General features: G+C 62.8%; 29 protein-coding genes. 11 read left to right on the forward strand and 18 right to left on the reverse strand.

Annotated features, from left to right (window positions below; all coding sequences use genetic code 11):
* Positions 1–2: 2 nt before the first annotated feature.
* Together BSY18_RS12990 and BSY18_RS12995 are read right to left on the reverse strand one after the other, a co-directional pair.
* The gene (locus tag BSY18_RS12990) at positions 3–1,232 is read right to left on the reverse strand and encodes a cytochrome P450 (RefSeq protein ID WP_231683985.1); all 1,230 of its coding nucleotides are present in this window, start codon (positions 1,230–1,232) and stop codon (positions 3–5) included.
* 12 nt (positions 1,233–1,244) lie between these two features.
* Positions 1,245–2,432 (reverse strand): DUF1214 domain-containing protein, encoded by a 1,188-nt coding sequence (locus BSY18_RS12995; RefSeq protein ID WP_054135485.1) that lies wholly within the window; start codon positions 2,430–2,432, stop codon positions 1,245–1,247.
* A 127-nt stretch (positions 2,433–2,559) separates the two neighbouring features.
* Between BSY18_RS12995 and BSY18_RS13000 the strand changes: the two genes are divergently transcribed.
* Positions 2,560–3,435 carry an alpha/beta hydrolase gene (locus BSY18_RS13000; protein WP_171900234.1) on the forward strand — a complete coding sequence of 292 codons (876 nt, stop codon included), beginning with the start codon at positions 2,560–2,562 and terminating at the stop codon, positions 3,433–3,435.
* On the opposite strand, the gene BSY18_RS13005 is transcribed toward BSY18_RS13000, so the two are convergent.
* Together BSY18_RS13005 and BSY18_RS13010 are read right to left on the reverse strand one after the other, a co-directional pair.
* Positions 3,432–4,298, reverse strand: coding sequence for an SDR family oxidoreductase (locus tag BSY18_RS13005; protein ID WP_054135487.1), 867 nt, complete (start codon positions 4,296–4,298; stop codon positions 3,432–3,434). The two genes, BSY18_RS13000 and BSY18_RS13005, sit on opposite strands and share 4 nt — an antisense overlap.
* Positions 4,295–5,623: a spinster family MFS transporter gene (locus BSY18_RS13010; RefSeq protein WP_054135488.1), complete on the reverse strand. Its 1,329-nt coding sequence runs from the start codon at positions 5,621–5,623 to the stop codon at positions 4,295–4,297. The genes BSY18_RS13005 and BSY18_RS13010 overlap by 4 nt, the downstream gene beginning before the upstream one ends.
* 252 nt (positions 5,624–5,875) lie before the next feature.
* Here BSY18_RS13010 and BSY18_RS13015 point away from each other — a divergent pair, with 252 nt between their 5' ends.
* Positions 5,876–6,691, forward strand: coding sequence for an SDR family NAD(P)-dependent oxidoreductase (locus tag BSY18_RS13015; protein ID WP_054135489.1), 816 nt, complete (start codon positions 5,876–5,878; stop codon positions 6,689–6,691).
* On the opposite strand, the gene BSY18_RS13020 is transcribed toward BSY18_RS13015, so the two are convergent.
* Genes BSY18_RS13020 through BSY18_RS13070 form a run of 11 tightly spaced genes read right to left on the reverse strand, consistent with a single transcriptional unit; the run spans position 6,688 to position 15,380 of the window.
* Positions 6,688–7,230, reverse strand: coding sequence for a VOC family protein (locus tag BSY18_RS13020; protein ID WP_236823364.1), 543 nt, complete (start codon positions 7,228–7,230; stop codon positions 6,688–6,690). The genes BSY18_RS13015 and BSY18_RS13020 overlap by 4 nt on opposite strands.
* The gene (locus BSY18_RS13025; protein WP_054135490.1) at positions 7,220–8,473 is read right to left on the reverse strand and encodes a hypothetical protein; all 1,254 of its coding nucleotides are present in this window, start codon (positions 8,471–8,473) and stop codon (positions 7,220–7,222) included. Before BSY18_RS13025 ends, BSY18_RS13020 begins: the two co-directional genes overlap by 11 nt.
* Complete coding sequence (locus tag BSY18_RS13030) at positions 8,470–9,246, reverse strand: SDR family NAD(P)-dependent oxidoreductase (RefSeq protein WP_054135491.1); 777 nt, start codon at positions 9,244–9,246, stop codon at positions 8,470–8,472. The genes BSY18_RS13025 and BSY18_RS13030 overlap by 4 nt, the downstream gene beginning before the upstream one ends.
* Positions 9,243–10,412 (reverse strand): sulfotransferase family protein, encoded by a 1,170-nt coding sequence (locus BSY18_RS13035; RefSeq protein WP_054135492.1) that lies wholly within the window; start codon positions 10,410–10,412, stop codon positions 9,243–9,245. The genes BSY18_RS13030 and BSY18_RS13035 overlap by 4 nt, the downstream gene beginning before the upstream one ends.
* Positions 10,409–11,212 (reverse strand): SDR family NAD(P)-dependent oxidoreductase, encoded by an 804-nt coding sequence (locus BSY18_RS13040; RefSeq protein ID WP_054135493.1) that lies wholly within the window; start codon positions 11,210–11,212, stop codon positions 10,409–10,411. The genes BSY18_RS13035 and BSY18_RS13040 overlap by 4 nt, the downstream gene beginning before the upstream one ends.
* Positions 11,209–12,042: an SDR family NAD(P)-dependent oxidoreductase gene (locus BSY18_RS13045; protein ID WP_054135494.1), complete on the reverse strand. Its 834-nt coding sequence runs from the start codon at positions 12,040–12,042 to the stop codon at positions 11,209–11,211. Before BSY18_RS13045 ends, BSY18_RS13040 begins: the two co-directional genes overlap by 4 nt.
* 2 nt (positions 12,043–12,044) lie before the next feature.
* Positions 12,045–12,431, reverse strand: coding sequence for a carboxymuconolactone decarboxylase family protein (locus BSY18_RS13050; RefSeq protein WP_054135495.1), 387 nt, complete (start codon positions 12,429–12,431; stop codon positions 12,045–12,047).
* 28 nt (positions 12,432–12,459) lie between these two features.
* The gene (locus tag BSY18_RS13055) at positions 12,460–13,317 is read right to left on the reverse strand and encodes an NAD(P)-dependent oxidoreductase (protein WP_054135793.1); all 858 of its coding nucleotides are present in this window, start codon (positions 13,315–13,317) and stop codon (positions 12,460–12,462) included.
* A gap of 14 nt (positions 13,318–13,331) precedes the next feature.
* Complete coding sequence (locus BSY18_RS13060; RefSeq protein WP_054135496.1) at positions 13,332–14,090, reverse strand: tyrosine-protein phosphatase; 759 nt, start codon at positions 14,088–14,090, stop codon at positions 13,332–13,334.
* Positions 14,091–14,594, reverse strand: coding sequence for a VOC family protein (locus BSY18_RS13065; RefSeq protein ID WP_054135497.1), 504 nt, complete (start codon positions 14,592–14,594; stop codon positions 14,091–14,093).
* A gap of 12 nt (positions 14,595–14,606) precedes the next feature.
* Positions 14,607–15,380, reverse strand: a complete 774-nt coding sequence (locus tag BSY18_RS13070; protein ID WP_054135498.1) for an SDR family oxidoreductase — start codon at positions 15,378–15,380, stop codon at positions 14,607–14,609.
* Between the two features lie 136 nt (positions 15,381–15,516).
* Here BSY18_RS13070 and BSY18_RS13075 point away from each other — a divergent pair, with 136 nt between their 5' ends.
* From BSY18_RS13075 to BSY18_RS13105, 7 genes are read left to right on the forward strand one after another with little or no spacing between them, the layout of a single operon-like run.
* A complete protein-coding gene (locus tag BSY18_RS13075; protein ID WP_054135499.1) occupies positions 15,517–16,788 on the forward strand; it encodes a sulfotransferase family protein in 1,272 nt (423 codons plus the stop codon).
* Positions 16,789–16,811: 23 nt separating this feature from the next.
* Entirely contained in the window at positions 16,812–17,129 is a 318-nt protein-coding gene (locus BSY18_RS13080; RefSeq protein ID WP_054135794.1) for a 2Fe-2S iron-sulfur cluster-binding protein, read from the forward strand.
* Positions 17,130–17,131: 2 nt separating this feature from the next.
* Positions 17,132–17,509: a limonene-1,2-epoxide hydrolase family protein gene (locus tag BSY18_RS13085; protein WP_054135500.1), complete on the forward strand. Its 378-nt coding sequence runs from the start codon at positions 17,132–17,134 to the stop codon at positions 17,507–17,509.
* A gap of 2 nt (positions 17,510–17,511) precedes the next feature.
* Positions 17,512–18,534 (forward strand): LLM class flavin-dependent oxidoreductase, encoded by a 1,023-nt coding sequence (locus BSY18_RS13090; protein WP_069050854.1) that lies wholly within the window; start codon positions 17,512–17,514, stop codon positions 18,532–18,534.
* Positions 18,527–19,486 (forward strand): Rieske (2Fe-2S) protein, encoded by a 960-nt coding sequence (locus BSY18_RS13095; protein WP_054135502.1) that lies wholly within the window; start codon positions 18,527–18,529, stop codon positions 19,484–19,486. Before BSY18_RS13090 ends, BSY18_RS13095 begins: the two co-directional genes overlap by 8 nt.
* Positions 19,487–19,488: 2 nt before the next feature.
* Positions 19,489–20,553: an oxygenase gene (locus BSY18_RS13100; RefSeq protein WP_231683991.1), complete on the forward strand. Its 1,065-nt coding sequence runs from the start codon at positions 19,489–19,491 to the stop codon at positions 20,551–20,553.
* A complete protein-coding gene (locus tag BSY18_RS13105) occupies positions 20,550–21,614 on the forward strand; it encodes an LLM class flavin-dependent oxidoreductase (RefSeq protein WP_054135503.1) in 1,065 nt (354 codons plus the stop codon). The genes BSY18_RS13100 and BSY18_RS13105 overlap by 4 nt, the downstream gene beginning before the upstream one ends.
* 21 nt (positions 21,615–21,635) lie before the next feature.
* Here BSY18_RS13105 and BSY18_RS13110 read toward each other — a convergent pair whose 3' ends face one another.
* The 3 genes from BSY18_RS13110 to BSY18_RS13120 are packed head-to-tail and all read right to left on the reverse strand — an operon-like array spanning position 21,636 to position 24,112.
* A complete protein-coding gene (locus BSY18_RS13110; protein WP_054135504.1) occupies positions 21,636–23,288 on the reverse strand; it encodes an FAD-dependent oxidoreductase in 1,653 nt (550 codons plus the stop codon).
* Positions 23,289–23,299: 11 nt separating this feature from the next.
* Positions 23,300–23,722, reverse strand: coding sequence for a limonene-1,2-epoxide hydrolase family protein (locus BSY18_RS13115; RefSeq protein WP_054135505.1), 423 nt, complete (start codon positions 23,720–23,722; stop codon positions 23,300–23,302).
* A 3-nt stretch (positions 23,723–23,725) separates the two neighbouring features.
* Positions 23,726–24,112, reverse strand: coding sequence for a nuclear transport factor 2 family protein (locus tag BSY18_RS13120; protein ID WP_054135506.1), 387 nt, complete (start codon positions 24,110–24,112; stop codon positions 23,726–23,728).
* Between the two features lie 130 nt (positions 24,113–24,242).
* Here BSY18_RS13120 and BSY18_RS13125 point away from each other — a divergent pair, with 130 nt between their 5' ends.
* Positions 24,243–25,520, forward strand: a complete 1,278-nt coding sequence (locus BSY18_RS13125; protein WP_054135507.1) for an MFS transporter — start codon at positions 24,243–24,245, stop codon at positions 25,518–25,520.
* Positions 25,521–25,532: 12 nt separating this feature from the next.
* Positions 25,533–26,690: an ecdysteroid 22-kinase family protein gene (locus BSY18_RS13130; protein WP_236823365.1), complete on the forward strand. Its 1,158-nt coding sequence runs from the start codon at positions 25,533–25,535 to the stop codon at positions 26,688–26,690.

Raw genomic sequence — 26,690 nt, forward strand, 5'->3', positions numbered from 1 at the left:
CTTCAGTCCCATTGCAGTTCGAGCGCGGGAACGAAGGTGATGTTGCCGACGAAATAGCCCAGATCGAAGCCGTCGCGGACACGGAACAGCGGCACAGCCTTGAGCATTTCCTCCAAGGCGACCTGCAATTCCAGCCGGGCAAGGTGCATGCCCAGGCATTTGTGAATGCCCCCGCCCAGCGCAATATGCGCGGCCTTGCGGTCGAAACGCACCTGCGAGGGGTGATCATGTATCTTGGGGTCCTGATTGGCCACCGGCGTGCAGACGGATACATATTCGCCCGGCATGATTTTCTGGCCGTGGATCTCGATCTCGCGCGTTGCGATGCGAAACGCGGTGACGGGGCCGAAGATGCGCAGGAACTCCTCGACCGCCAGCACGATGCGATCGGGGTTTTCGCGCAGTTCCTGCTGCTGCTCGGGATGCCGGGCCAGCCAGGCAAAGCTGTTGCCCAGCATCGTCGTGACCGTATCCAGCCCGCCCAGATATAGGTTGAAGCAGTGGCCCAGCACCTCCTGGTCGTTCCACTTGCGGCCGTCTTCTGCCTCGAAATCGAAGATACGGGTGATGTAATCATCCTGCGGGTTTGCCCGCCGGGCGGCGATCTCTTCGACCAGATAGTTCTTCACCGCACGCACGGCGTTGCTTCGCACCTCCCAATCATTGGTGTGCAGCATCTCCTTTTCCCATTTCAGGAACTCGGCCATCCGGTCCTGCGGCAGACCCAGCAGATCAAGCACGATGTAGATCGGGTAGCGCTCGGAGAACTCGTTGACGAAATCACAGCTACCACGATCCTGGAACTTGTCGATCAGATCGCGCGCGCGCTTGCGCAGGTCGTCCTTCATCGCAGCCATCTTCTGCGGCGAAAAATGCGGGTTCAGCGCCTTGCGATACGCGGTGTGCATCGGCGGATCGACCTCAGTGGGGATGACCAGCCAGTCTTCGCCGATGCCTTGTGCCCATTGGCCCATGCCGTTCTTGGTGAAGTCATCGGCATTGCGCAGCATCGCCATGGTGTCTTCATAGCCGGTGAGCAGCCAGCCCGGCTTGTCGCCGGGGAAGATGTTGGTGACATAGGTGATTGGCCCCAGGCTGCTGTGCATCTGCGGGATCAGCGTTTCCTGGGGACAATCCCTGACGACTTCGCGGGCAAAGAATGGCAGCCGCATGGCCTTGTCGGCGGGGACATGCGTCGGAAGCGTGGCTGGAGGCGGGAGAGTGGTGGTCACAGTTCGGTTCCTTTACCAGATGGTGCGCATGTGCGCGGCCAGCCTGCGTTGCCGCAAAGCCTCGGCGCGTTCTGCGCGTGAAACAAGGGTCGTGTCGCCCGGCAAGGTGGACACGACATCGGCCAGCTTCACCTTGCGCAGGGTCGGCATCGGCTTTTCATCCGCCTCGAACCAGCGGCCCTGCAAGGCACCGCTGCGATAGCCCGAGGTATCGAGCCAGTTGTGAACGCCGGGATCCCGCGCCGAGATCACCGTGCGGAACACGCCATCGCTGTCCACCACGGCCTGCGTGTCGTTCAGGCTCGACTGATTGTTGTACCAGTCGGTCGTTTCATACAGATCGTTCGTGAGGATGATCGACCAGTACCGGCAGCGCGACGGCACCTTGACCTCGGTGATAAGGGCTTCGTCGTCCGCAAGTTCGTAAGCGCCTTCGTAATAGAACTGCCCGGCCAGGCCCGACATCTGCGAGACATCAAACACCTTCAGGCGGTTGAGATACCCCTCGTCGCGCAGTTCCTGAACATGGGTTGGGAAGGCCAGCGCGCACACGGCGGTGATGCCGGGCATTTCGGCAAACCTGCGGTGCAGCTCTTCGGTCGCAGGCCGCCCCCTGCCCTCATCCACATCCAGCCGGACAATACCGAAACGCGGCTCGCGCTCGGCGCCCCAGTCGCATGCGACGATTCGGACCATCAGCTTTTCACATTGCGGGTCCAGTGCGAACCAGTCGCCAGCATGATCAGCGGGCCGCTCGGGCGACAGCAGCAACTCGAAATGCCCGTGGCTATCCAGCGTCAGGCTGTCGAAATCGATCTGGCCGAGCAACGGATGGTGCTTCCCGGTGCGCAATGTGTCTGGCCCCATCTGCGCCAGGATGATCATGCGCACGCTGCCGCGGTCGCCCTTGAGCAGATAGCTGCCACCTCTTTCGATCAGGCAGCTTTTGTAGATCGTGTCCGCATTCGGCTGGAAGATGTTCTGCGCGATGTTGAGCTCCGGCACGAACATCGGGTGCCGGCGGTCGCCCACCAGCGCGTCCGAACTGGCCCGCGCCAGTCCGGCGAGCAGCAAGCGCATCGATTCGGCCATCACCTGCGGGTCGTTCCGCAACCGCTCAGGCACCCGCGCGCGCATGGCCTGCCCCAAGGGACGGAGCCCGTCGATCAGCGCCTCCCATGCCAGGCCGTCGTCTTCCATCCATCCTGCTCCAAGCCGTGTGTCGTTGTGGTCTTTGCCAAGCTGCCCGCCAAGCAACCTTTCGCCCGGTAGGTGAAGAGTGATGGCTGTCGCGCAGACTGCAAGCCTCAACAGCGATCGGCGGTCCATGAAATCGACAGACATGATGCTCGATGTAACCTCGGCTGCGGGACTGGATGAACCGACCCGGATCGCGGCTACATTGCACCTGCCCGATGATATGCCGACCGGCCAACTGCACCTGATCTTCGCCATCCATGGCGGCGGTTACCGACGGCTTTACTGGCATCCCCCATTCGCCGATGAAAGCTACAGCTTTGCCCACTGGTTCACAGACCGGGGGAAGGCCTTGCTCGCCATCGACATGCTGGGCATGGGCGACAGCAGCACCCCCGAACCCGAGCAGCGTCTGAGCACAGAGATCATTGCTGCAGCGCATGCCGATGCATTGGCACAGGTCGTGGCAATGCTCGACCGGCCTTTGAGCATCACCGGTATCGGCCATTCGATGGGGGGCATGATGATCATCACCCAAGCCGCTGCATTTCCAGCCTTTGAGCGGGTCGCGGTCCTGGGCTGGGCCAACGAGCCGATGACGCTGGGCGATACTGACGTCGCAACACTGACCGCAGGGCTCGCTCCCGGCGGCTATCTGGCGACACCGCGAGAACCGATGCGCGCGCTTTTCTATGCGCCTGATGTGCCCGCAAGCCTGATCGCTGCCGATGAAGCGCATGGATCGACAACGCCAGCCTGCCTTGGCCGCGCGGCGCTGACACCGGGCATCGTTCATGCAGCAGCAGCGAAGATCGCGGTTCCGGTGCTAGTCGTACAGAGCGAGGTCGACACCAGCCCGTCGCCCGAGCGCGAACCGGGCTATTTCAGCGCGTCACCCGAAACAGAGCTGCAGATCTTAGCTGATGCTGCACATTGCCAGAACTTTGCCGGCACCCGGCACCTGCACTGGGCAGCGCTGGACGCATGGATCGACCGGAACCGCTAGAATTGTGTGCCGCGTAGCGCCGCTGCGGCACCGCCATCGACCCTGAGGTCGCATCCGGTGATGTAGGAGGCGGCATCCGACAGCAGGAACTGCGCCGCAGTGGCGATGTCCATCGCGGTGCCCCAGCGTCCGCACGGAGTCGCATCCACCATCGCCTGCGCCCGGTGGCCGCTCGCGGCTTCGCGGCGTCCCATCGGCGTCCAGACCACGCCAGGGGACAGCGAGACGATTCTCGCCCCACGCCTGCCCCAGCCGGGAGCGCTCTTCTCGCAAAGGCGAATGATGCCGCGCTTAGAGAGCGAATAGGCCTGGCCTTCGAGCGTCCCGCCATGCGCCGCTACCACTGCGGCAATGTGCGGATGCAGGCTGTCGTACAAGTCGGGCTGAAGCGGATCATCGAGTAAAGTCTGTACCGCTGCATCCTGCGGCCCCAGATGCCCGGCGACCGACGCGATCAGGACGCACGCCGATCCCGGTGCCAGCAACGGTTCGAGCGCTGCAAGCAGTCGCATCGGCCCGATGCTGTTGGCGCGGATGATCGCCCGCCAATCGGCCTGCACCGGCGAGAGGCCTGCTGCGTTGACGATCGACCGGATCGACCCGGTGCGGGCGCAAAGCTCAGCCAGTGCCTGCGCGGTATCGGCATCGGCCAGATCTCCGGGCAGGCAATCGGCGCGATGGCCCTCATCGGCCAGAATGGTATGCAGCGCGTGCAGCCGGTCACTGTCCGCGTCGGTCAGCACCAGACGGTGGGTATGCCCGAGCAGCCGCGCGGTGGCCGCTCCGATCCCGCCCGCTGCCCCGGTGATCACCGCGACCGGCCGTAACTCAGGTCCGGCCTGATGGGGATCGAATGCGTTCATTCTGGCTTGTCCTCAAGCGCCGAGATTTCCCCGGCAATTGACTTTGCTGCAAACCAGTAGCTGGCAATCGCGAGCAACAGGAACACCCCCAGCACCAGCAGCGCCTGCTGCAGCCCGGTTCCGGATGCCGCAGCACAGGCCGCAGGCGGCGGGCCAGACTGGATGCCGATGCAATCCGCCGCATAGCCCGGCCCGTAAAGACCGCTCGCCAGCCGATCGCTCATCCAGCCGAGGAAGACCGAGCCAAGACCGAGCCCAAACACCGTCTGGCCGAACGCGTGGATCGCCGCTGCGGTGGCGCGCATCCTGGGTTCGACCAGCCTTTGAGTCACCGTCATGATTGTCGGCAGAAACGCATAGAGACAGAAGGTCGCGGCAAACAGCAGCACCGCCATGATCCGCCAGTCATCCTGATAGATCGCCGTCAGAAACAGCGGGAGAGCCAGCGATGATGACAGCATTGGGAGCAGCCCATAGCGGCGGTGATCGTCCCTGGCATAGCGGTCTGCCAGAATGCCGCCGACCACACCGCCCAGCGCCGTTGCCGCACTGAACGTCAGCGCAAAGGTGATCGCCGCCTCCTTGAGGTCGAAACCGAACCGCCGGACCAGCAAGGGGATCAGAAACAGGTTCAGCCCGAACCCGACCAAGGCCACGATGCCGCTGCCGAACGTGAAGGTGACAAAGGCGCGCGAGCCCGATACTCGGCGCAGCACCACGGCGAACCCGGGTGCGCGTGCTTCGGCGTTCTGTCGGACAGGTTCCCGGATCGTCAGCCACAGCAGCAGCGCGAGCAGCAATCCCGGAGCACCCATCACTAGGAACGCCGCACGCCAGCCATGGTTCTGCGCGATCCAGCCACCGCCCAGTGCACCGACCGCGCCGCCCACCGAAACCCCCACCGCGATCAGCGAGAACACCGTGGCGCGCTTTTCAGGAACGAACCTGTCGGCGATCAGCGACACGACCGGCGGTGTGAAGCCGGCCTCGCCGATGCCCACCCCCATCCGCGCCAGCAGCAGATGCGTGTAGTTTCCCGCAACACCGGACAGCATTGTCATGACCGACCACACCGCGGTCGCAGTGGCAACGATCCCGACCCGGCTGATGCGTTCTGCCAGCCGCGCCAGCGGGATGCCGACGCCGCCGTAGAACAGCGCAAACGCCACCCCGCCCATGATGCCAAGCTGCAGGTCTGACAGGCCGAATTCGCGGCGGATCGGCTCCCCGACCACCGAGATGATCATGCGGTCGATGAAGTTGAACATGTAGATCGTGCCGAACAGGAGGATGAACCACCAGTCACGCCCGGAAAAGCGGTTCATGCGTCTGCCTTTGTTGTTCAAGCCTTATCTATGCGCGATAGCACGGCTGGACTGTCCGGCCAGCACAATCGCTGAAGGTCTTGCACCCCTGATCGCGCTTGCATGGTCCGGGCGCAGACACCACAGCATCACAACCCGGTCATACAGACAGGGTTGGTCCACCAACCTGCCCTCGGGCAGGTTGAGCGACCGCATTTGTGTGGCTGGCCATCGTTCCAACATTACCAAGAAAAGCGCACTCCGGAGGGTTTCATGGCAGGCAGGCTTCAAGATCGCATCGCAATCGTCACCGGCGCAGCGGGCGGAATCGGGGCTGCCACCGCAGCGCGTCTCGCTGCAGATGGCGCGACAGTGGTGATGGCCGATATCGATAAGAGCCGCGTTTCGCAGGAGGCCGCAAAAGTGCCCGGTGCTGTGCCGATGGCGATCGACCTCACCAGCGAGGCCGATGTGCAGGCTATGGTCAAAAGCATCGCCGCGCAATTCGGCCGTATCGACATCCTGCACAACAACGCTGCCATCCAGAGCGAGGCGCAACGCCAGCAGGATCTCGATGTCGTCAATCTCGACACTGCCGCCTGGGACATGGCGATGTCCGTCAATGTGCGCGGAGCGATGCTGATGTGCAAATACGCGATCCCGCACATGATCGCTTCTGGCGGCGGGTCGATCATCCACAGCGCATCGGGCTTCGGGGTTGCGGGCGAAGCGACGCTGACCGCTTATGGCGCGTCCAAAGCGGCGCTGATCCAGCTCAACCGCATGGTCGCAACCCAGTACGGACGCCAGAACATCCGCTCGAACTGCGTGGTGATCGGCTTCGTGCTCACCGAAATGGCAATCGAATCGACTCCCGATATCGTCAAGGACATCCTGGCATCGCACCATCTGACGCCAGAGCTCGGCCGCCCGGAAGATGTGGCCAATGTCGTCGCCTTCCTTGCCTCCGACGAAAGCCGATTCATCACCGGCGCAGCGATCCCGGTGGACGGCGGCTTTACCGCGCATCAGGCAAGTTATGCGGATTTCCAGAAGCTGTTCGCGCAGATGGGAAGCGGCAAGCTTTAGAGGGACATTTCGGCAAGCCGGTCCATGCCGCGCACTGGGTCGGTCATGCCATCCCATTTCACGTGCGCCTGGTGCATCAGCGCCAGCGAACCAAGCATGGCGGGCGAAAGCTCCATCAGTTCGGTATAGGCGCCGTTTGCAGCGCGCGTGTCGAACAGGCAGAAGCGCTCACCCGAAGGCATCGTGCCGCTAAAGGCGATTTGATGCCCGGCCGCCGATAGCCTGGCGTGGCCCACATCGAAATCGCAGCGCGGCATGACATGATGGAGGCACTCGCCCCGCTCGGCCAGAAAATCGCGGAAAGGCGAAGCACCGTCATTGGTCTGCTCAAGCAGTTCGATCAGCAGGCCGCCCGAGAACCCGAAGCCAACACGCATCGAGACGGCGGTCGGCGCGCTATAATAGAGCTGACCGGGCAACACCGGCACATCGAAGACGAAGAACGGCCCCACGCCCAGATCGCGCGTCCAGTGGCGCAATGCCGCGTCCAGATCACGGGTGACATGACACAGCTCGATGATCGCGCCTTCAGCCTGCATCAGCCCATCCTTGAGGATCTGTTCGCTCTGCAAACCCCTTTGCCCGCGCGGCGACTTGTGCCCGGCGACCGGAAAGGTCGATCCTTGGAACATGGGGAGGAATGGCGTCCAGCGCGACCAGCGTCACCTTGCGGATCATGCCGTCCAGCGGCGCATCCGACGGCACACCCTGCCAACGCGCCATCATCCAGCCTTCATGCAGTCCGCAGCAGTCGATCCAGTTGGCAATTCCCGGGTCGGCCAGCGCAATTGCATAAGTGACGGTGCCATCAGCGTTGGCGCATGTCTGGCTTTTGTTCAGGCTAGCCAGTCGCAGCATCGGGTCGGGCGCGATCGTCCAGGGGTCGGTAATCTGGAAACCGGTGTAATAGCTGCCCACCGGGTCAAGCGTCACCAGCATCGCTTCATTATCGCCAATGCGGAAGCGGCCCCCTGCCAGATACCCCCAGTTGCCATCGCGGCCATTGGGGCCGACCAGCCGGTTGGGCTCGGGATAGCCCAGAAAATCGTCCTTGAAGCAGCTCCAGAAGGCGACCCAGGCGGGCATGTGCTCGATGATCGCCGCGGCTATGGCATCCTCGCTGCGCGGCTGCCATCCGGCCGGAGGATCCAGCCGCCGCACGGCAACCTCTGCCGGGCGCTGGTTCCAGTCGACCTGGCTGTCGCGGGTATAGATCTGGATGCGACCCGGCTGGCTTTGCAAATGCAGCGGCCCGCCCGGCTGCGGCCCGACCGTCAGCGTCACCGCATTGTGTGGATCGCAGTGCGGCAGCAGCTGCTGCAGGGTCAGCGCACCGATATTGTGTCCAAGGCCGGCGTGATGCTCGGGCTCCATCTCGATCACGATGCTGAACTGCGGCGGATCAGCCGAAAAGCGGATGTCGATCTGGTACTGTCCACTGCCGTCGATCGGAATTTCGCGGTTGAAATTGTCCGGATTGTCCACCGCGACCGCCGCGCCGTGATAGACATGTCCAAACCAGTGGCGCGGCGGATTGGAGACGTTCCACACGACGCGCGGGTCGGCGGTATCGCCATTGGCCTCACGCATCGCCAGCGCCAGCACCCATTGATCGAGCGCGTTGTCCAGCCGAAGCGCACCATCGCCGGTCCGGCTGACCGGATCGGCCAACATGTGCCGCCTTGCAGCCTCACGCGCGGCGAGGACATCGGCGCGTTCAATCAGGCGCAGTGCCAGCATCTCGGCGGCCTGCTGGTCGCGGGTATACAGCGGGTTGGTCATGCGATCGTCCCGACGCGGCCACCTTCGACGAAGACCGTGCTTCCGGTGGTATAGCTCGACGCGTCGGAGGCCAGCAGGATCGCTGCCCCCACCGCCTCGTCGGCAGCGCCGAAGCGCTTGATCGCGTTGCGTTCCGCCAGGCCCAGTCCCTTGTGGATGTCGGCCTCCTGGCCATCGGGGCTCATCGAGCCGACACACAGGCAGTTGACGCGCGTATGGGGCGCCTGTGTCTTGGCCAGCTCGCGCACCAGAAACAGCAGCGCCGCCTTGCTCACGCCATAGGCCACCGCAGGCGGAATCGGGGTGAACCCGCCGCAGCTCTGCACCGAGATAATCGAGCCACGACCGTGCGCCTGCATGTCTGCTTCGGTCAATTGGATCAGCCACCAGGTCGCCATGACATTGACATCCATCGCGGTTTTCCAGACCGCGTCGGTGTTTGCCCAAAGCCCGCCATCATGGGCGTAGACCACGCCGGCGGCGGCATTGTTGAACACGATGTGGATCGAACCGAACTCGGCACGGGCGCGGGTGACGAGCCGGTCGAGGTCCGCCCTGCTGCCTGCGTCAGCGACAACCGCTAGCGCCCGTCCGCCACTCAGCGCGTTGATCTCGCCAGCGATGCGGTCAAGCCGATCCTGCGATCGTGCCGAAATGACAACATTGGCACCGAGTTCGGCGTATGCCTTGGCGACGTGCTCACCAACGCCGGGGCCGACTCCGGTCAGCACCGCAGTGCGCCCATCGAGGCGGAAGCGATCGAGAACGCTCATTGCGGCCTGCCCAGCAGACTGCCAAAGCGGTCGTAGTAATCTTTCATCCGCACGCGGACTTCGGCAACATCGATGCCGTATTGTTCGGGCGAATGCTGATGCCTGCCGATGCGCTTGGCTGCAGGATTGTCGGCAAGAAACCGTTCGATCCGCAGCTGGTGGGCCTCGCTGAAATCCAGCCCGAAGCGCGTGTGGATCCGCCGGATCGCGCCCATCGGATCGGCAACGACATCCTTGTGCGCCAGATCGATAATGCGGCTTTCGATGGCCGGATCGGCGCGTGCGGCGAGCGCGCGGTTCATCCCCGCAATCCATGTGTCCACGACATCGCGGCCGATGGCCGCCTTGTCCTTGTCTCCGCCGAACGCCGCCAGAAAACCGGCGATAAAGCTGGAGAGCGACGAGAATGTCAGTGCCGGGTCGCGGTGTGTCCATACCAGCATGGCGCCAGGATAGGCTTCGAGCAGGGCAGGAAGATCGAACAGGTGCTGCGGCGATTTGAGCGTCCAGCGGCCTTTGGGTCCCTTCCACTGGAAATTCTGCAGCAACCGTCGGTGCGAGACATACTGCCCCTCCACCCGGCCTTCGCGCAGCCAGCGCGCATAATCGGGCACACCAAGTTCGGCCGGAAAATTGGTGCTGCCGAAGTGGAATTGCATGCCGTGGTTGCATTCGCCTGGCTGGGTGCAATCGAAACGCTGGATGTCGAGAAGTTGCGGCGCGTGCTGCAGCCAGTTTTCGTACATCGCAGTGACTTCAGCGATGCGCGGGTCGGTATCGAAACTCGCCGTCTCGGTCGGCGGCCAGGGAATGTACCATTCCCATTCGCGCGGCGCCCGCGCCGCAGGGTCGAGGCACAGCAGATCATAGCTGATGGTCGTTCCGGTGCGTGGCAGGCCAACAACGATGAGCGGCGGATCGATCGGTTGCGCGGCAATTTCGGGGTGGAGGCGGTCATCCTCGACGAACCGCAGCCGGGTGCTGAGCTGCCCGACGATGTTGTGCGTCGCCAGATGGCGCAGTTGGTCATTGGGCTTCATCGCCTCGACCGCCACGACGAGCCGCTCGAAGCCGTCGCGCCAGCCGGTATCCGGACCGAGATCGGTCAGTCCAGTAGCCTGACGCGCTGCGGCTTCCAGCCCGGCGACGGTCAGCGGCGCACTCACCCCATCGCCTTTGCCATCATGTCCATCAGATCGGCGTAGTGCGGCTGGTGGATCAGCCCGCCACCCGAAATCGAAATGTTCTCGCCAGTGATGTACCGGCTTTCGTCCGAGGCCAGAAAGGCGACCAGCGCAGCAATATCATCGGGAGTCCCGAACTCGGGCGTCAGGACATGGCGCTTGATGATTTCCTTGAGCCCGGGCGCCGTCTTCTCGAGCGCCGCGGTCAGCACGACACCGGGCGCGACCGAGTTGCACCGGATGTTCTGGTGGCCGTGCTGGGTCGCTACGTACTTGGTCATGGTGATGATCGCGCCTTTGGACGCGCCATAGGCGATACGTGCCAGATCACCTGCCGAGCCGCTGTTTGACGCCGTGTTGATGATCGAACCGCCGCCGCCGCGGATCATGTGCGGGATCGCGTATTTGCAGCCGAGCAGATAGCCGCGCAGGTTGATGTCGATGATCTCGTCCCAGATATCGACCGGAATGTTGACCGCATCAGTATCGAGCGGATGCTTGGCCGGATCGGTCATCGCAGCGTTGTTGTGGAGGATGTCGAGCCGGCCAAAGTGGCTGACGGTGCGCTCGACCATCGCCTCGATCGAGGCGGGATCAAGGGCATCGAACTGGATCGCAATCGCGGCATCGCCCAGCGGATCGGCAGCAGCCTGCGCGGAATCGAAGATGACGTCGGCAATGGCCACCTGTGCGCCTTCGCTCACCATGCGCCGAGCAACCGCCGACCCGATACCGCCGCCACCGCCGGTCACGATGGCAACCTTGCCCTCCAAACGCTTCATGCCCCTGATCCTTCAGTAAACATCTTGTTGAATTCTACGAACCCCTGCAGCCGCGCCTTGCGGGCCGCCTCGACCTGCGGCTGGCTTTCCTTGCCCGGACCGTCGGGAACAATCTGCAGCGGCTCGCCTGCGAGCAGCCCTGCGAGCGCATTGTGCACGACATCGGCAGGATCGAACGCTGCCGACAGGTCAAAGCCTTGAGGCACGGTGCGCAGCAGCATCGGTGTTTTCATCAGCGGGGCCGCGATGCCGATGACGTCGATTCCGCGCTCGTTATACTCTGCCCACAGGGATTCGGCGAAGTTGATCTCGAACGCCTTGGTCGCCGAATACAACGCCAGGTTGGGCTGGCCGCCCAGCCCCGCGCCCGATGCCATCACGATGATCCCGCCGCTGCCGCGGGCCAGAAAGCCCCGACCAAAGCCATGGGCAGCATCGATCAACGTGGAGATGTTCATTCGCACCAGCCGATGGGCGCCTTCAGTCTCATCCTCGAAGAAACGGGCAAAATTGTCGGCACCAGCGTTGGAGACATAAAGGCCGACATCCAGACCGGCTGCAGCCTCCACGATCTTGAGCCCTGCATCCAGCTCCGCCAGGTCCAACGCCAGCGGGTGGACAGCGACACCGTATTCGGCAGTCAGCTCGGCCCCCAGCGCCTTTAGCGCATGAAGGCGTCGCGAGACGAGCAAGAGGTTGAACCCCATCGCGGCGAGCGCCCGCGCATAGCAGGCACCCGTTCCTTCGGATGCCCCCGCAATCACTGCCCAGGGTCCGTATCGCCGGGCGAATGCATCGGCATCAAGCGGCAGCCGGGCGAGCGACTGCACCGTCAATCTGCCTTCTTCATGGCCGCCACTCGCGCCCGCGCCGCCTCGATCCCGCGGAACAGTGCGGTGCAATTGCCCGCACCAGCATAAAACAGCATGAAAAGCGGGATCTGTTCGAGCTGCTCGTCGGTGAACTCTCCGTTGACCAGCGCCCCGGTCATCTGGATTTCGACCAGGTCTTGGCGCCCCAGCATCGCCGTTGCCCCCAGCACCATCAGCCGCTTCTCCCGGATGGTGAACGCTTCATTGCCCCACAGGTTGGCAAACTGGTTGCCGACGATTTCCTGGTTGAACGGCGAATCCTTGAACGGCTTGACCATTTCCGACGCACCCGGCCCATAGACCGCGTCGAACACGTCCAACCCTTTTTCCCAGTTCTTTTCTGTCATGGCTTCGTCCTTTGTTGGCCCGGGTAAATCACAGCGGCTGGCCGAGTGGATGTTCCAGCCCGGATGTGGACCGCGCATTGGCGCAGATCATCTCGACCATCGGCAGCCGCGCCCCAAATTTGGCAGCCTCCTCGATCGCAACTTCAAGATCCTTGACCATCAGCGACATGAAGTAGTTGCGGATGCCGGTTTCCTGCGCATCGCCCTCCGGATCGGGCCGCAGAACCATCGACAGTGCGCCTTCCAGCCCGCCGCCGGCATTCGGGTCACCGGCCAGCGCCATGCGCAGCTGGGTCAGATCGACGCCGTAGTTGCGGGCAATGACCGCGCCCTCGTATCCGGCGCGCATGCATCCGAAATAGGTGGTGTTGCGCGCGATCTTGGCTGCCATGCCGGTGCCCGGCCCGCCCATGTGGATGACCGATCCGGCAAAGCCATCGAAGATCGGCTTGGCAGCAGCCAGGTCTGCATCGCTTCCGCCGGCAAGGCAGATAAGGCCGTTCTGGCCCGATTTCGGCCCGTTGGTAACACCGCAATCGAGCAGGGTCACGCCGGCATCGGCACACAGTTGCTGTGACGTCGCCAGGTCGGTCATCGATATCGTGGACAGCAGGATCACCATCTGCCCCCGCTTGCCGGCCGCAAGAACACCATCCGGCCCGGACAGCACCGCGACCGTCTGTGCACCGTTGAGCACCGCGATCAGCACGCAGTCCGACGCTGCCGCCAGATCGCGTGGGGTAGGCGACATTGCAGGTGCGCCAGGCACAGCATCTGCTGCTTCTGCCCGCACATCGTAGATTGCCGCCAGCTGCCCGGCGCGCTGCAGGCATTGCGCCACGCCGCCGCCGATGCCGCCCAGCCCGATTACACCACCCGTTTTCATCTGCGTGTCACCCTTCATGCCACAAGGGCTGCGCGCAGCGCAGATTGCGCTTTGCCGTCCAGCCCGGCTTGTTCAAAATACGCGCCCATGCCATTCCATTTGCGATCGACTTCCGCCCACGCCGCCTCGAGATAATCCGGTCGGACACCGACAAGAGCATCGATCTGTCCGCGGCTTGGCAAAAAACCATAGCTGCCCATAAACCCTGGTTCGATCGTACCATCGCGCCACATGGTCTCGCCAAAGACGCGCGAGAGCAGATAGTCCTGCATGATGACCTCGCGCGGCACCTCCGCCAGTTCGAGCAGGAAGGCAATGGCAACCCCAGTGCGGTCCTTGCCTGCAGTGCAGTTGACCATCATCGGCGCACCGTCGCCGAGCAGCGGCTCGGCAATGCGCGTCCAGTGGCGGGCGAGCGCTGCGGGAATCGAGCGGTAGGTTTCCTTCATCGTCTCGATCGCGATCTCCGGCTCGGGCCCCTGGCGCAACCGCTCGCGGCCCTCATCGCCGAACACGCGCAGATCGGCATCGACCTCGAGACCCAGCCAGGTGCACTGTGCGCCATGCCAGTCATGCGGCGCTTCGGCACGCTCCCCTGCCGAACGAAGATCGACGATCGTGCGAATACCGAGCCCTGCAAGATAGCTGCAATCTGCCGAGGTGAAGTTGCGTGGCCCCTCGCTGCGGTAGACAAGGCCAGAGCGCACATGGCCGCCCGCCGCGGGGAGGTCCCCCAGGTCGCGAAAATTGAGGCTGATGGCCGGGCGCGTCATTCAGGCGGCCGGGTAGACTGGTATAGCACCGGCCATCTGCGTGTAGAAACCAGGATCAAACCAGACGTGCTCGACGTAGTGCCCCAGCGTTGCTCGCTCGTCGGTATAGGCAAAGCGCATCACCTCGCCCATGCCGCCGCGGTACACCACAGGATGCCGCTCCGGGTCGATCGACTCCATATGCGCATCGAAGTCCGCGAGCAAACCTTCGACACGGATGCAGACATGGTGAAACTTCATGGCAAAGCTGCCGTCGGCCGGTAGGCTTTCGGCATACATGGCATTGCCGTCCAATGGCTCGATCAGCTCGATCTCGGTGCCACCGACATTCGCCAGCGCAATCCGCAGGCGATAGGGGTGCGAGCACTCCATGCCCGGCGCATCGTTGGCGAAGACAAAGAACGCGGGCACGTCGAACGCATCGCGCCACAGCGCCATCGCCTGGTCAAGATCGCTGGTGACATAGGCAATCTGGCTATGCCGGGCATCGGGGCGCGCGAACACCGTCCAATCCTCCTAGTTGCTGATGATCTTGCCGCCATCGATGACCAGCGTATCGCCGGTATGATAGCGTGAAAGATCGCTGGCGAGATAGACGGCGGCACCCCACAGATCGTCGGGATTGCCGGCCCGGCCGAGCGGGGCCTTGGCCGCCACAATCTCGGCGATCATGTTGCCGATCGCCGGATCGGCCATTGTCATTTCTGTGATGATGAACCCCGGCGCAATGACGTTGCAGCGGATGCCGTGCGGGCCAAGTTCTGCGGCGATCCCCTTCGCCAAGGCAGCAAGCGCGCCCTTGGCCGCGCCGTAATGCGTCATCGTCGGCACGCCCTGGAAGATAGAGCCGCTGCCGCAGACGATCATTGATCCGCCACCCCCGCGTTCGACCATGTGCCGGGCCACCTCGCGCAGGGTAAACACCACCCCATGCTGGTTGACGTTGATCAACTGGTGATAGGTATCGGCATCCATATCAATGAACGGCTTCTGGCTGGCGATGCCTGCATTTGCGACCACCGTGTCGATCCTGCCCATGACTCGGATCGCCGATTCGACACCCGCCACGATAGCAGCCTCGTCGGTGACATCGATGCAATCTGCATGCACCCGCACGCCCAGTGCGCGCAGCTTTTCCATGGCACGCGCGTTGGCATCGGCGCGGCGACCCCAAAGCACGATGTCGCTGCCGGCGCGGGCAAGGCCTTCGGCAAATCCGAAGCCCAGGCCCGAATTGGCACCCGTCACCAGCGCCACCTTGCCGGTCAGATCGAACAGATTTTCGGCCATGCCGCGCTTGCATCCTCACACATGTCTTATGGCACCGGGCTACGCCTGTCGCAGCATCAGGCGGCATATCTTTTGGTAGGCCAACACCAGAATTTATCCCTGTCTAGGCTGGGCAGGCTGAGGGAAGGAACAAGGCATGGGCGAAAGTGCACGGCTAGGAGAGGTGTTCGACATCGTCGACATGCACGCACCCGTGCTCAGCGAGGTGCAGCAGGCGGCGCTGACGCAGGCGGCGCAGATGCAGTTCGACTTCACGTCGGAAGCGATATTGGACGCTGCCCGGACCGGGACCGGCCTTTCCGATTTCGGCGCCATGGATTTCGTCGAGCGTCTCGACCTGTGGTGCCAATGCGTCAAGGACGATGCCTTTCTGTCGCCGGTGTCGCATGCGGCGCTGTGGATGATGTTCGTGCGCTATGCGTCGGACCGGTTGCGGGTCGAGGATATCTGCAAGCGCCATCCCGAAATTCTGGACATCCAAATCGACCGCCCGATCATCGTCGCCGGGCCGCCGCGCTCGGGAACGACCCATCTGCTCGGCCTGCTGTCGGCGGACACCCGCCTGCGCTCGCTGCCATGGTGGGAGGCGATCGCGCCTGTACCTACCGAAGCGGATGCGCCCAACCCTGCAGATACCAACCCCCGCCGCTCCCGCGCCGATGCCGGATGGCAGCAGCAGGACGCGATGATGCCGCTGTTCAAATACATGCACGAATTCTCGCCCGATCACATCAGCGAGGATATCGAACTGCAGGCGCTCGATTTTTCATCCTATCTGATCGAATGGATGGTGCTCGCGCCGAGATGGCGCGATTTTTATCTGAGCCACGACCAGACCGGCACCTACGCCTATCTGAAAAAAGGCCTGCAGGTCCTTACGTTCCTGAAAGGCCCGAACCGCTGGGTCATCAAGTGCCCGCAGCACATGGAACAGCTGCCGGTGCTGCAAAAGACCTTTCCCGAAGCGACCTATGTCATCACCCACCGGGATCCGGTGGGCTCGATCCGCTCGACGCTGTCGATGTGGCTTTATGCTGCACGGATCCTGCGCACAAAAACCGATCCGCAAGAGCCCAAGGCATATTGGATTGATCGCTACAAAACCCTGCTGTCGCGGTGCGTGCGCGACCATGATTGCCTGCCCCCTGCGCAGACTATCGATGTCTATTTCCACGAATGGATCAAGAATCCCGATGCTATCCTGCACGAGATCTATCGTAAGGCCGGGATTACGCTCGACGATGCGACGCTGGCGACGCTGCATGCATACCATGCCGACCACGACCCGGCCGTGAAAGGCCGCGTGGTCTTCAACCTCGAGCGGGATTTTGCGATCACCGCCGACGAGATACGACAGGACTTCCAGTTCTACTTCGACAGGTTCCCGGTACAACGCGAAGTCCGCTAACTTTGCCCAAGGAGCAAGATTTCATGCCCAAAATCAATCTGGTCACGCGCGACGGCACGGCATCGATCATCGAGGCAGGCACCGACCTGACGCTGATGGAAGCGATCCGCGACAATGGCTGCGACGAATTGCTGGCGTTGTGCGGCGGCTGCTGTTCCTGTGCCACGTGCCATGTCCATATCGATGACGCCTTCCTCGCCCGGATCCCGGCGATGAGCGAGGACGAAAACGATCTGCTCGACAGTTCCGAGCATCGCAACGCCAACAGTCGGCTCTCGTGCCAGATCGCGCTGACTGAAGCGCTCGACGGCATCACCGTGACGCTGGCCAAGGAAGACTGATCATGTCCGATGCGCTGGCCGAGGTTCAGGCGTTCTTCACCGAATGGCGACCGACGCTGGCAGATATGTTGGCAGCGATGGATCGCCGCTTCACGAACGAGACAGTCTGGGAGAATGTTGGTCTCTCAAAAACCGTCGGATTTGCCGAGGCCAAGGCGTTCATGGACGGATTTGCACAAATGTATCCGATCGAAAGCGCCGAGGTGATCGTCCACCACATCGCTGCGCACGGTAATATCGTGCTGACCGAACGTACCGACAATTTCTTTGATGCCATGGGGCGGCAGATCGTCTCGGTCAAGCTGATGGGGGTATTCGAAATGGACGGGCCCAAAATCGTCGCCTGGCGTGACTATTTCGACACCGCCAAGGGCTTCTGAACGTGAACGCACCCCTTCCTGTCTGGGCCGAATTGCCCGTCCTGCCGGCACGCGAATTGGTGCCTTTGGTGCAGGCCTGGGAGGACGCTGGCGTGGAAGGGCTGTGGGCACCCCAGATCTTCGGTGCTCCCTTTGCCACGCTTGCCGCTGCTGCAGCGGTGACCCGGCGCATCAAGCTGGGAACCGGGATCGCGCTCGCCTTTACCCGCAGTCCGCTTGAGACCGCCTGCAGCGCCATCGATCTGGACCATATCAGCGACGGGCGAGTCGTTCTCGGGCTCGGCTCCAGCGCAGAAAGCCAGATCGAGGGCAGCTTCGGCATGGTCTATGGCAAGCCGCTCGCGCATATGCGCGAGGTCGTATCCCAGGTGCGTGCGGTCATTGCGCAGGGGCACACAGGGCAGCTCCAGCGGCTGGAGGGAGACTATCACACGCTCGATCTGTCGCATTTCCGGCTTATCGCGCCGCCGCGCCGCTCAGCCATTCCGGTGTATCTGCCCGCGATCTTCGAAAAGGCCTGCGAACAGGCCGGCGCAATTGCCGATGGCTTGCTGGGGCATCCTTTATGGACCACCCAATGGATTGCAGAGAAGGTTATCCCCCATCTCGAGGCCGGTCTGGCCAATGCGGGGCGCCCGCGATCAGCGGTCACGGTCAACCTGATGATCTTCACCGTGATCAACGAGAACCGCGCCGAGGCCATTGCCGATGCGCGGGCCAATCTGGCATTCTACACCCAGTCCCCGCAGTATCTTCGATATTTCGAGGGCATCGGTTTCGACAAGGAAGCCAGGGCCATCCAGGCAGCTTTTGCCGTGCAGGACTTTGACGCAATGACAAGAGCCTGTCCCGACGAGATGGTCAGCGTCATCAATATTCTGGGCAGCGCTGACGAGGTCCGCGAGTTGGTCGCGGAACGGGCAGTTTCGGTCGATGCCATTACCCCTGTGGTTCCCCAGTTCGGCATGCCGCTCGAAAAGGCAGCCGTCTATCGCCAGCGCATCGCGGATCTGTTCTATGGTTGACGACAGGGCCCCTGATCAACCGGCGTTGTGGTGGGCGGTCGCGCGGTCGGAAGAATTGTCGCAGACCAAGCCTATCAATGTCGATCTCGGCAATCAGCCGGTGGTGTTGTGGCGCGATGCGCAAGGCACAGCACGGGCGCTGGAAGATCGCTGCCCGCACCGCAGGGCTCCGTTGTCGCTGGGGTGCATTCTGGGAAGCGGCATGATCCAGTGCGGCTATCATGGCTGGACATTCGATGGTGCCACGGGCCATCTCAAGGACATTCCCAACCTCAAGAGCCAGCAGAAATTCCCGCCATTGTACAGGGCGGTGGCCTTTGCAGTGGCTGAAGCCGGTGGCTTTGTCTGGATCAGCTCTAACCCTGAGGCCACCGCTCCGCAGCTTGTCAGCAGTATCGATCTGCCGCTCGGCGGCACCAGCCAGCTTTCACTACCGCATACCGAGTTCCTCAACGCGCTTTACGATGACCCATCGCTGGTCATCGCCATCCGCGGCATCCGCTTCACCCCGTATCTTGCCACCGAACTGATGGAACAGAACGGCCTGTTGGTGATGGAACGCAACTGCCAGTGGGCCGGACCACGCTGGCCGGCACCGTTCATGCCAGAATTTCCGGTATCGCTGCGGATCGCGACCCAACCCGACACTGGTGAGAGCGAGCTTGTGCTGCGCGATGCCGCCTACAACGAACTGCTGCGCGTGATTGTCGCCCCGGTCCCTGCCGGACGAGGGGTGACGCAGGTTCGCTGGCGCGCAAGGCTTTCACCATCGCGCGCGGGCATGATGGCCCGCCTGTTGGGAGCAGGGGCCCCATTCTCCATCCGCCCGGCGGTCGATGGTGCCGCCTTGCGCGTGTTGCGGCCCTCGGTTTCGGTGCACGCCGAAGCCTTGCGACAGGACATCCTTGAGCGGCGCTCCGCCGCATTATTGCAGACTGATCCGGGAGATTGACCATGCTCGATACAGACCAGAATGCCGCCAGTGCCCATGATGGCTTGGCAGAAGCCATGCAGCCAGCCGCTTTCCAGAAGGCGGTCAACAGCTGGGTCCCGCATGACATTGTACTGAAAGACGCCTGGTTCCCGCTGGCCCACAGCTTTGCCGTCACCGCAAGGCCTGTCCGGCGCTCTGTCTATTCGCAGCCGTTTTTCCTGTGGCGCGAAGACGGGAAAGCGGTTGCGGCCGAATGTCACCCCCATGATGCCGACCGGGCCGATAGCAGTGCGTTCAGCGATGCGCGCGGCCGCTATCCCGTGCTTGAACATTACGGCTATGTCTGGGGATGGTATGGCAACCCTGCCAATGCCGACCCGGCGCATCTGCCCAGCATTCCCTATCTGCCTGATAACGGCAACCTACCGCGGCACATGCTGGGCACCGTGCGCTTCGATTGCTGCGCGCCGCTCAGCCTGGAAAACCTGATCGACCTCACCCACTCAGATTTCCTGCATGCCGATGTGGTGGGAGACGAGAAGATGGACAAGGAAGTGGTCGAAGTGTTCTATGACACCGAGACGATCACCATGGTGCGGACGTGCACCAACAAATCTGTCGCCCCGATCATGAAATGGTTCGGCGGGGTGAAGGACGATGTGCAGCAGGTTCGCCAGGTCATCCGCATCTATCTGCGCAGCCATGCCGCAATTGCTTATGGACGCTTCAGCCCGGGCGACAATGTGCAGCTGTTCCATCCGTGCGTGCCCGAAACCCGCGACCGCACCCGGCTGGATTATGCGATGAACACGTCGAACGTCAAAAAGACGAACCCGTTCCGCTACATGATGCCCAAGGCCAGCTACAAGGTATCGCGGCAGGACAGCTCGATGACCAGCCCGCAAAGCCCGCGCTACATGCACCCCGAAAGCCGCAGGGACCTGCACTCGCCGCTTGACGAGGCCGGGCAGAAATACCGCGTGCTGATGCTGGCGCTCGCAGAAAGGCAGGCGCGCGGCGACTTTGCCTATCGTGACAATGTCAGCGCCGATTGCAGCACCATCATCGGGTACGACGGCAAGTGAGCGGCCTGACCAACGCCGTCGGCGGCGAACGCAAATGGTGGGGCGTCATGCCCGTGCTGCCCGCTCCGGTGATGGGCGGCATGGCAAAACAGATGGAATCAGCAGGGTTCGAAGGTTGCTTTTCGCTGCAGATCTACGGACCGCCGTTCGTGCCGATGGCCGCCGTCGCAGCGATGACCGAGACGCTCAAGGTCTCGACCGGAATCGCGGTTGCCGGTACGCGCAGCCCGGTGGAAACCGCCTATGCCGCGATCGAACTCGACACCATCAGCCAGGGCCGCTTTGTCCTCGGGCTTGGCACGTCACTGCACAGCGCCCTGTCCGGCATCTATGGCGAACCCAAGCGCAAGCTGCTCACCCATCTGCGCGAGGTCGTCAAGGTGGTGCGCTATGTCAACGCCAACGCGCACAAGGGCATGGAGCCGGTCCATGGCGAATATTTCAACGCCGAATGGACCGAAATGATGCTGACCGCGCCCCCGGTGCGCGAGCATATTCCGATCTGGATTGCCGCGCTGAAGGACAAGCTGACCAGCATGGCACTGGAGATCGGCGATGGGCTGATGGTGCATGCGCTGTGGACGGTGGATTACACCGTGGGCAAGAAGCCTTTCATCGAGGGCGAGTTGGCGCGCTTTGGCCGCAAGCGCTCGGATGTCGAGGTCAACGCCTGGCCATGGGTGGCGATCAACGACGACAAGCAGCAGGCGATCGATGACAGCCGTGCCACCGTGGCGGGCTATGCCGGCTACAAGGAATACGAGCCGTTCTTCGATGCGATCGGCTTTGGCGATCTTGCGCGTGCATGCCAGCTGGCGGCGGGCGAGCATGGCGATGTTGCAGGCGTGATCGACAACGTCTCCGACGAGATGGTGCAGGCCTTCGTGAAATGCGGCCCGGTCGATGAGGTCCTCGACCAGATCGAACCCTTTTGGGACGTGGTCGATTCGCTGTGCCCGATGACGCCGTATCGCAACCTGACAATGGACCAGCTCACCGCCTACAATATGGGGATATATGCGATGGTGGCCGAAGCGCGGCGGCGCCAAGCGACCGGGTAACACGTCAACCGGCAAGACAGCTCAGGCCGCGCCAGCCACCGATTTGCCTGCAATATAGCCGGTGACCATCGCAGGGCCGATGTTGCAGCCATGCGCAGGCGATTTGCCCTGCCAGATCGAATTGGCATCCAGCCCTGCGGCCCAAAGACCGGCAATGGGCATGCCATCGTGGCCGATCACGCGGCACTGGACGTCGATCTTGACTCCCACGGTGGTAGACCCGTCGCCGGGGAAGATTTCGATGGCATAAAAAGGCCCTTCGCCCACCGGGCCGAAGCAGGCATTGGGCTTGTGCTTGGGATCACCGATCTCGATGTCGATCTGGGTCTCGCCCTTGCCGAACTGCGTGTCCCTGCCGGTGGCCGCATCGGCATTGACCTTCGCGACTGTCGCGGCCAGCCCCGCTGCGTCAATCCCGATCTTGCCTGCGAGTTCGGCCAGCGTTGCGCCGGTTTTCATGTATCCACAGGCGACCATCTGCTTGATCTTGCCGCCGCCGGGCAGCACCAGCCCCATCCCGTATTTCTTCACGAACGCCGCATTGGCGATGATGTGTGCCGGCACCGTGCCGGTCGCGTGCATCGCCTCGACAAAATGGACACTGGCCTCGTTGCCGAAGCGCTGCCCGGCGGCATTGACGGCAATGCAGCCGGGTTTGGACATGTCGATCAGATGCGCATAGCGCTCGACATAGCCATCGTCGCGGGTGCGCTTAGATACCACCGCCCAGACGGCGTTGACGTGGTTTTCCGCGCCCATCGCCGCGCCCGATGCGGTTGCCGCATTGATCCCGTCGCCCGTGTTTTCATAAGGCAGGATCGAGACGTGCTGTTCGGCAAACGGGATATACGCCTTGCGCATCGCGGCATTGGCGGAGAACCCGCCCGAGGCCAGAACCACGCCTTGCCGGGCAGTGATTTCGGTCGGCACCCCCTTGATCTTGGCGCGAACGCCTGTCACCCGGCCATCCGATGTCAGGAGGTCTTCCACCGGGCTCGCCTCGAACAGGTCTATTCCTGCATCCAGGCACGAATGCAAAAGCCGACCCGCAAGCGCATTGCCCATCGTGAGCCTCGAGCCGCGGCCAAGCTTGCGCTTGTCGAGCGCAAAGCGCACCGCGATCTTGGCCATGTACCACAGTGCCCCTGGAGACGGCAGCCTTGCGATATATTCGAGATCGAACAGGTCGATCATCATCCCGCCAGGGGCATTGAACTCCTCGCGCGGCTTTTGCAGCCTTTCAAAATTCTCGCCAAGTTGGGTTCCCACATATTCCGCCGGCGCCAGCAACCGGCCAAAGTCGACCGCGCCGGGAACATCGGGATACCAGTCGCTAGAAGGTGGAGAAATTTGAAAATCGACATGGCTGATGCTGGCCAACCACGCGACCATCTCAGGGCCATTGGCGAGATAGGCGTCGATGAGGTCGCGTTCCGCACGATTGCCGACCACACCCAGCACATATTCGCGGGCCTTTTCGATGCTGTCGTCAACGCCCTCGGCGATGGCCTGCGGGCTACCGGGAATCCAGATGCCGCCTCCGGAGATCGCGGTTGTGCCACCGAAATGCGGTGCCTTTTCCAGGACCGCGACCGAATGGCCCGCCTTGGCGGCAACGAGGGCTGCGGTCAGTCCGGCCGCGCCCGATCCCATGACGACGACATCATATTGCATCCCACTACCTCTCACGCGCACATGATCGCGCGCATCGCGCGATCATCGATGCCAAGCTGGCCCGCGCAATCGAGCGCATCCCAATATTCACGCCACCACGCAATCTTGCCGTCGCCATCGAGATCGAACACCCCCACGACGTGCGTGGTCGTCGCCTGACCGTTGGCGAGTTGCCTGACGGTATCGACCCGTTCGGTAAACACCGTATCGCCGCTGACCGCGACGTGAAGTATATCGCAGGCACAGTCGGCATAGAGCTTATACTGCCGCTCCATTTCCCCGCAGATGGCATCCGCGCCAATCCGCACCGGTGCGATCGGCACGATCGGCTGGTAACGGGCATCGGGTGCCAGCATCGATCGCAACGCCGCGCCATCCAGGTTGCTAGTATGAAACAGCGCCAGAAACGCGCGCACTGTCTGTTCATGCTGCATGGATCAACCTTTCTGCGCGCCGAAAAAGGCCGCAACCTTGCTGGTGTCGAAATATTCGCGCCCGTGGACAATCTGCCCGTCGCGCAGGACGAAGAGGTCATGATATTCGTTGGCGTAGATGCGATCGCCGAAATGCATTTCGGATCGCACCTCGGCGGCCACGGTGTCGCCTTCTGCCACCATGCCGATGATGGTAACGCGGCGCACGGAAGCGGTCAGCAGCATACCCTTGACCGCTTCGGTATAGGCCGCGCGGGTCATGTCACCGCCGCCTACGACCCACCATGTGCAATCAGAAGCCTGCAAAGCTTCGATAGTTGCAAGATCTCCGGCCTCGACCGCACCCAGAAACTGGTGAACGATCGCCTTGTTGGTATCTGCCTGTCCCATCGCCTGCCTCTCCCTTCTGGGCAGTGTCCTGCAGCAGGGCCGCTTTCGCGCCTTTCCTCTGGCAGGTTGCCTGCAGCAGACCTGTGCAATGTTCGACGGATACTAGTCGGTGGGAGCAGGATGGAATGACGTGACGACGGCCAGCGCGCCGCCTGGCATTTATCGCTGGTATGTGCTCGCGGTCCTGACGCTGGCGCAGACCTGCCATGGCATCGACCGGGCGATCATCGGGCTGGTCCTCAAGCCGCTGGGCGCAGAGTTTTCGATGTCAGGCGCGCAATTAGGGTTGCTCGCCGGGGTAGCCTATGGCGTGCCGTTCGCGATTGCTGCCATCCCGTTCGGCTATGCGGTCGACCGCATGAACCGCACCGCGCTGATGACCTTTGCGCTGGCGGCGTGGAGCGGCGCAACGGCGCTGTGCGGCGCTGCGACCGGCTTTTGGACCTTGGCCGCCGGGCGTGCGGCGGTCGGCGTGGCCGAGGCGGGTGGCTCACCAACCGGCATGTCGCTGCTCGCGGACTATTTCGGCACCGACCGGCGCGCGACCGCGATCGGCATCTGGTACCTCAGCGCGGGCGTAGGCTTTGCGCTCGCCTTTTTTGCCGGCGGCTGGATCGTTGCCGAACATGGCTGGCGCTGGGCCTTTATTGCAGCCGGAGTACCTGGCCTTCTATTGGCCCCGCTGCTCTACTTCACCGTTCGAGAGCCGGTACGCGGACGACAGGATGCTCCGCAGGAGCATGGCGATCACGCGCTGCGCGCGCGGCTGGGCATGCTTTTCGCCCGCCCGGGCATGACCTATGCCATTGCCGCGATCACCTGCATCGCCACCGGCATTTACGGGATGAGCACCTGGCTTGCGACGTTCCTGGTGGACAGCCATGGCTTTGGCTTACCGCAGGCGGGCCTGGTGGTTGCGATCGCCTATGGCATTCTGGGGTCGGTTGGCGGACTGACCGTAGGCTGGGGAAGTGACCGGATCAATGCGCGCCGCGGCGGCTTCGATCCCGCGCACACCGCCTTGCTGGCATCGGCGATCCCCGTGCTCACCGCCATCGCCGGTCTGCTCGCAGTCAGTGCGGGCAGCGCAACAGTCGCGGTGGCCTGTCTGATGGCGGCGGGAATGTTCAGCGCTTCTTACAACGGCCCAGTCTACGCTGTGATCGTGACGATTGCCGGGCCGCATCTGCGCGGCCTTGCGGTGTCTGCCGTGCAGATGAGCGCCAACCTGATCGGCGTCGGCCTCGGCGCCTGGCTGATCGGCATGGTCAGTGACCAGGTTGGCGGGAAGGACGGCGTCGCCTGGGGCATTGGCACTGCCATGCTGTTCTGTATCGCCGGAGGGGTCCTGCTGCTGCTCGCCAGCCGCGCCATCCGCCGCCACGACGCCACCCACCATCACGCTTGAACCAAGGACGAAATGATGAACGATCCCCAAGCAGCGCCGCAATATCACAACCCTGTCGTAGATCCGAACTGCGTGCCTCGCCCGTATCCTGCGCGCACCGACCATATCCCGACGACGATGAACCAGATCGATGCAGCCTGGCTCAGCCGAATGATGGGCTACAAATACGCCGGCGTGGTCGCGCGCAGCATGGAAACGGTCGAACTGCTCAACAGCCATACCACAAAATGGCGGATCAGGGTGGACTGGAACGATGCGGGAATCGCCGCTGGCCTGCCTGCCAATCTGTGCATGAAGGCCAACTGGTCGGGATCGTTCCACAATGTCGACATCCATGCCCTTGAGGCACGGTTCTATCACTTCATGGTGCATGAAATGAAGGTGCCGACCGCGCGCTGCTACTATGCGGACTGGGATGACGACGGCAAGGCGCACGGGTTCATCGTGCTGGAAGACCTGCATGACCGCGGCGGCAGGTTTGGCCACAGCACGCACGCCAATGGCGTCGAGATGATAATGGAGAATCTCGAGGGTCTCGCCAAGCTGCACGGCAGCCTTTGGGGCAGCGACAAGATCAGTCCGGCCAACGCCCCCTGGCTCCAGACCCAGATGGACACGCCGGTCGACAGCGATCAGGTGCGCATCATGTGGCAATGGATCGCGCTCAATCTGGAAGATCCCGCTTTTCGCGACATCGCGCCGCAGCATTATCTGGACGATCCTAAAAAGGTCGAACGCGCTTTCGACCGGCTGGGCGAAATCGAGCGCGCCAACCGCTCGCCGCACTGCATCGTGCTGGGCGACTGCCATCAGGGCAACACCTACATCCTGCCCGGCGGCGAGCGGCTGTGGCTCGACTGGCAGTTGGTCCGCCGCGGGCGTCCCTGGCGGGATCTCACCTATTTCATCATCGGCGCGCTCTCGATCGAGGAGCGCCGCAAGCACCACAAGGACATGGTCAAACAGTATCGCGAGTATCTGATCGCCACCGGCGCGCAAGGCGTGCCCGACTTCGAGGAGGCTTGGGAGCAGACCCGGTTGTTCGTGATGTACGGCCTGCAGGCGTGGGTCGCCAATCTTGACGCCTGGGGGCAGAACGGAGTGCCGATGAACGAGCGCTTCTTCACCGCTGCCGAGGATTACGGAACGTGGAAGCTGCTGGGAGAATGA

The sequence above is a fragment of the Blastomonas sp. RAC04 genome (assembly GCF_001713435.1).
Taxonomy (GTDB): Bacteria; Pseudomonadota; Alphaproteobacteria; order Sphingomonadales; family Sphingomonadaceae; genus Blastomonas; species Blastomonas fulva.

Coding starts and splice junctions, on each gene's coding strand:
- BSY18_RS13015 (WP_054135489.1), top strand. CDS start 5,876: ATGGCAGGCAGGCTTCAAGATCGCATCGCAATCGTCACCGGCGCAGCG.
- BSY18_RS13080 (WP_054135794.1), top strand. CDS start 16,812: ATGCCCAAAATCAATCTGGTCACGCGCGACGGCACGGCATCGATCATC.
- BSY18_RS13075 (WP_054135499.1), top strand. CDS start 15,517: ATGGGCGAAAGTGCACGGCTAGGAGAGGTGTTCGACATCGTCGACATG.
- BSY18_RS13055 (WP_054135793.1), bottom strand. CDS start 13,317: ATGAAAACGGGTGGTGTAATCGGGCTGGGCGGCATCGGCGGCGGCGTG.
- BSY18_RS13050 (WP_054135495.1), bottom strand. CDS start 12,431: ATGACAGAAAAGAACTGGGAAAAAGGGTTGGACGTGTTCGACGCGGTC.
- BSY18_RS13130 (WP_236823365.1), top strand. CDS start 25,533: ATGATGAACGATCCCCAAGCAGCGCCGCAATATCACAACCCTGTCGTA.
- BSY18_RS13120 (WP_054135506.1), bottom strand. CDS start 24,112: ATGGGACAGGCAGATACCAACAAGGCGATCGTTCACCAGTTTCTGGGT.
- BSY18_RS13110 (WP_054135504.1), bottom strand. CDS start 23,288: ATGCAATATGATGTCGTCGTCATGGGATCGGGCGCGGCCGGACTGACC.
- BSY18_RS13020 (WP_236823364.1), bottom strand. CDS start 7,230: ATGCAGGCTGAAGGCGCGATCATCGAGCTGTGTCATGTCACCCGTGAT.
- BSY18_RS13030 (WP_054135491.1), bottom strand. CDS start 9,246: ATGAGCGTTCTCGATCGCTTCCGCCTCGATGGGCGCACTGCGGTGCTG.
- BSY18_RS13115 (WP_054135505.1), bottom strand. CDS start 23,722: ATGCAGCATGAACAGACAGTGCGCGCGTTTCTGGCGCTGTTTCATACT.
- BSY18_RS13040 (WP_054135493.1), bottom strand. CDS start 11,212: ATGAAGCGTTTGGAGGGCAAGGTTGCCATCGTGACCGGCGGTGGCGGC.
- BSY18_RS13060 (WP_054135496.1), bottom strand. CDS start 14,090: ATGACGCGCCCGGCCATCAGCCTCAATTTTCGCGACCTGGGGGACCTC.
- BSY18_RS13005 (WP_054135487.1), bottom strand. CDS start 4,298: ATGAACGCATTCGATCCCCATCAGGCCGGACCTGAGTTACGGCCGGTC.
- BSY18_RS13085 (WP_054135500.1), top strand. CDS start 17,132: ATGTCCGATGCGCTGGCCGAGGTTCAGGCGTTCTTCACCGAATGGCGA.
- BSY18_RS13100 (WP_231683991.1), top strand. CDS start 19,489: ATGCTCGATACAGACCAGAATGCCGCCAGTGCCCATGATGGCTTGGCA.
- BSY18_RS12995 (WP_054135485.1), bottom strand. CDS start 2,432: ATGGAAGACGACGGCCTGGCATGGGAGGCGCTGATCGACGGGCTCCGT.
- BSY18_RS13095 (WP_054135502.1), top strand. CDS start 18,527: ATGGTTGACGACAGGGCCCCTGATCAACCGGCGTTGTGGTGGGCGGTC.
- BSY18_RS13000 (WP_171900234.1), top strand. CDS start 2,560: ATGAAATCGACAGACATGATGCTCGATGTAACCTCGGCTGCGGGACTG.
- BSY18_RS13010 (WP_054135488.1), bottom strand. CDS start 5,623: ATGAACCGCTTTTCCGGGCGTGACTGGTGGTTCATCCTCCTGTTCGGC.
- BSY18_RS13025 (WP_054135490.1), bottom strand. CDS start 8,473: ATGACCAACCCGCTGTATACCCGCGACCAGCAGGCCGCCGAGATGCTG.
- BSY18_RS13070 (WP_054135498.1), bottom strand. CDS start 15,380: ATGGCCGAAAATCTGTTCGATCTGACCGGCAAGGTGGCGCTGGTGACG.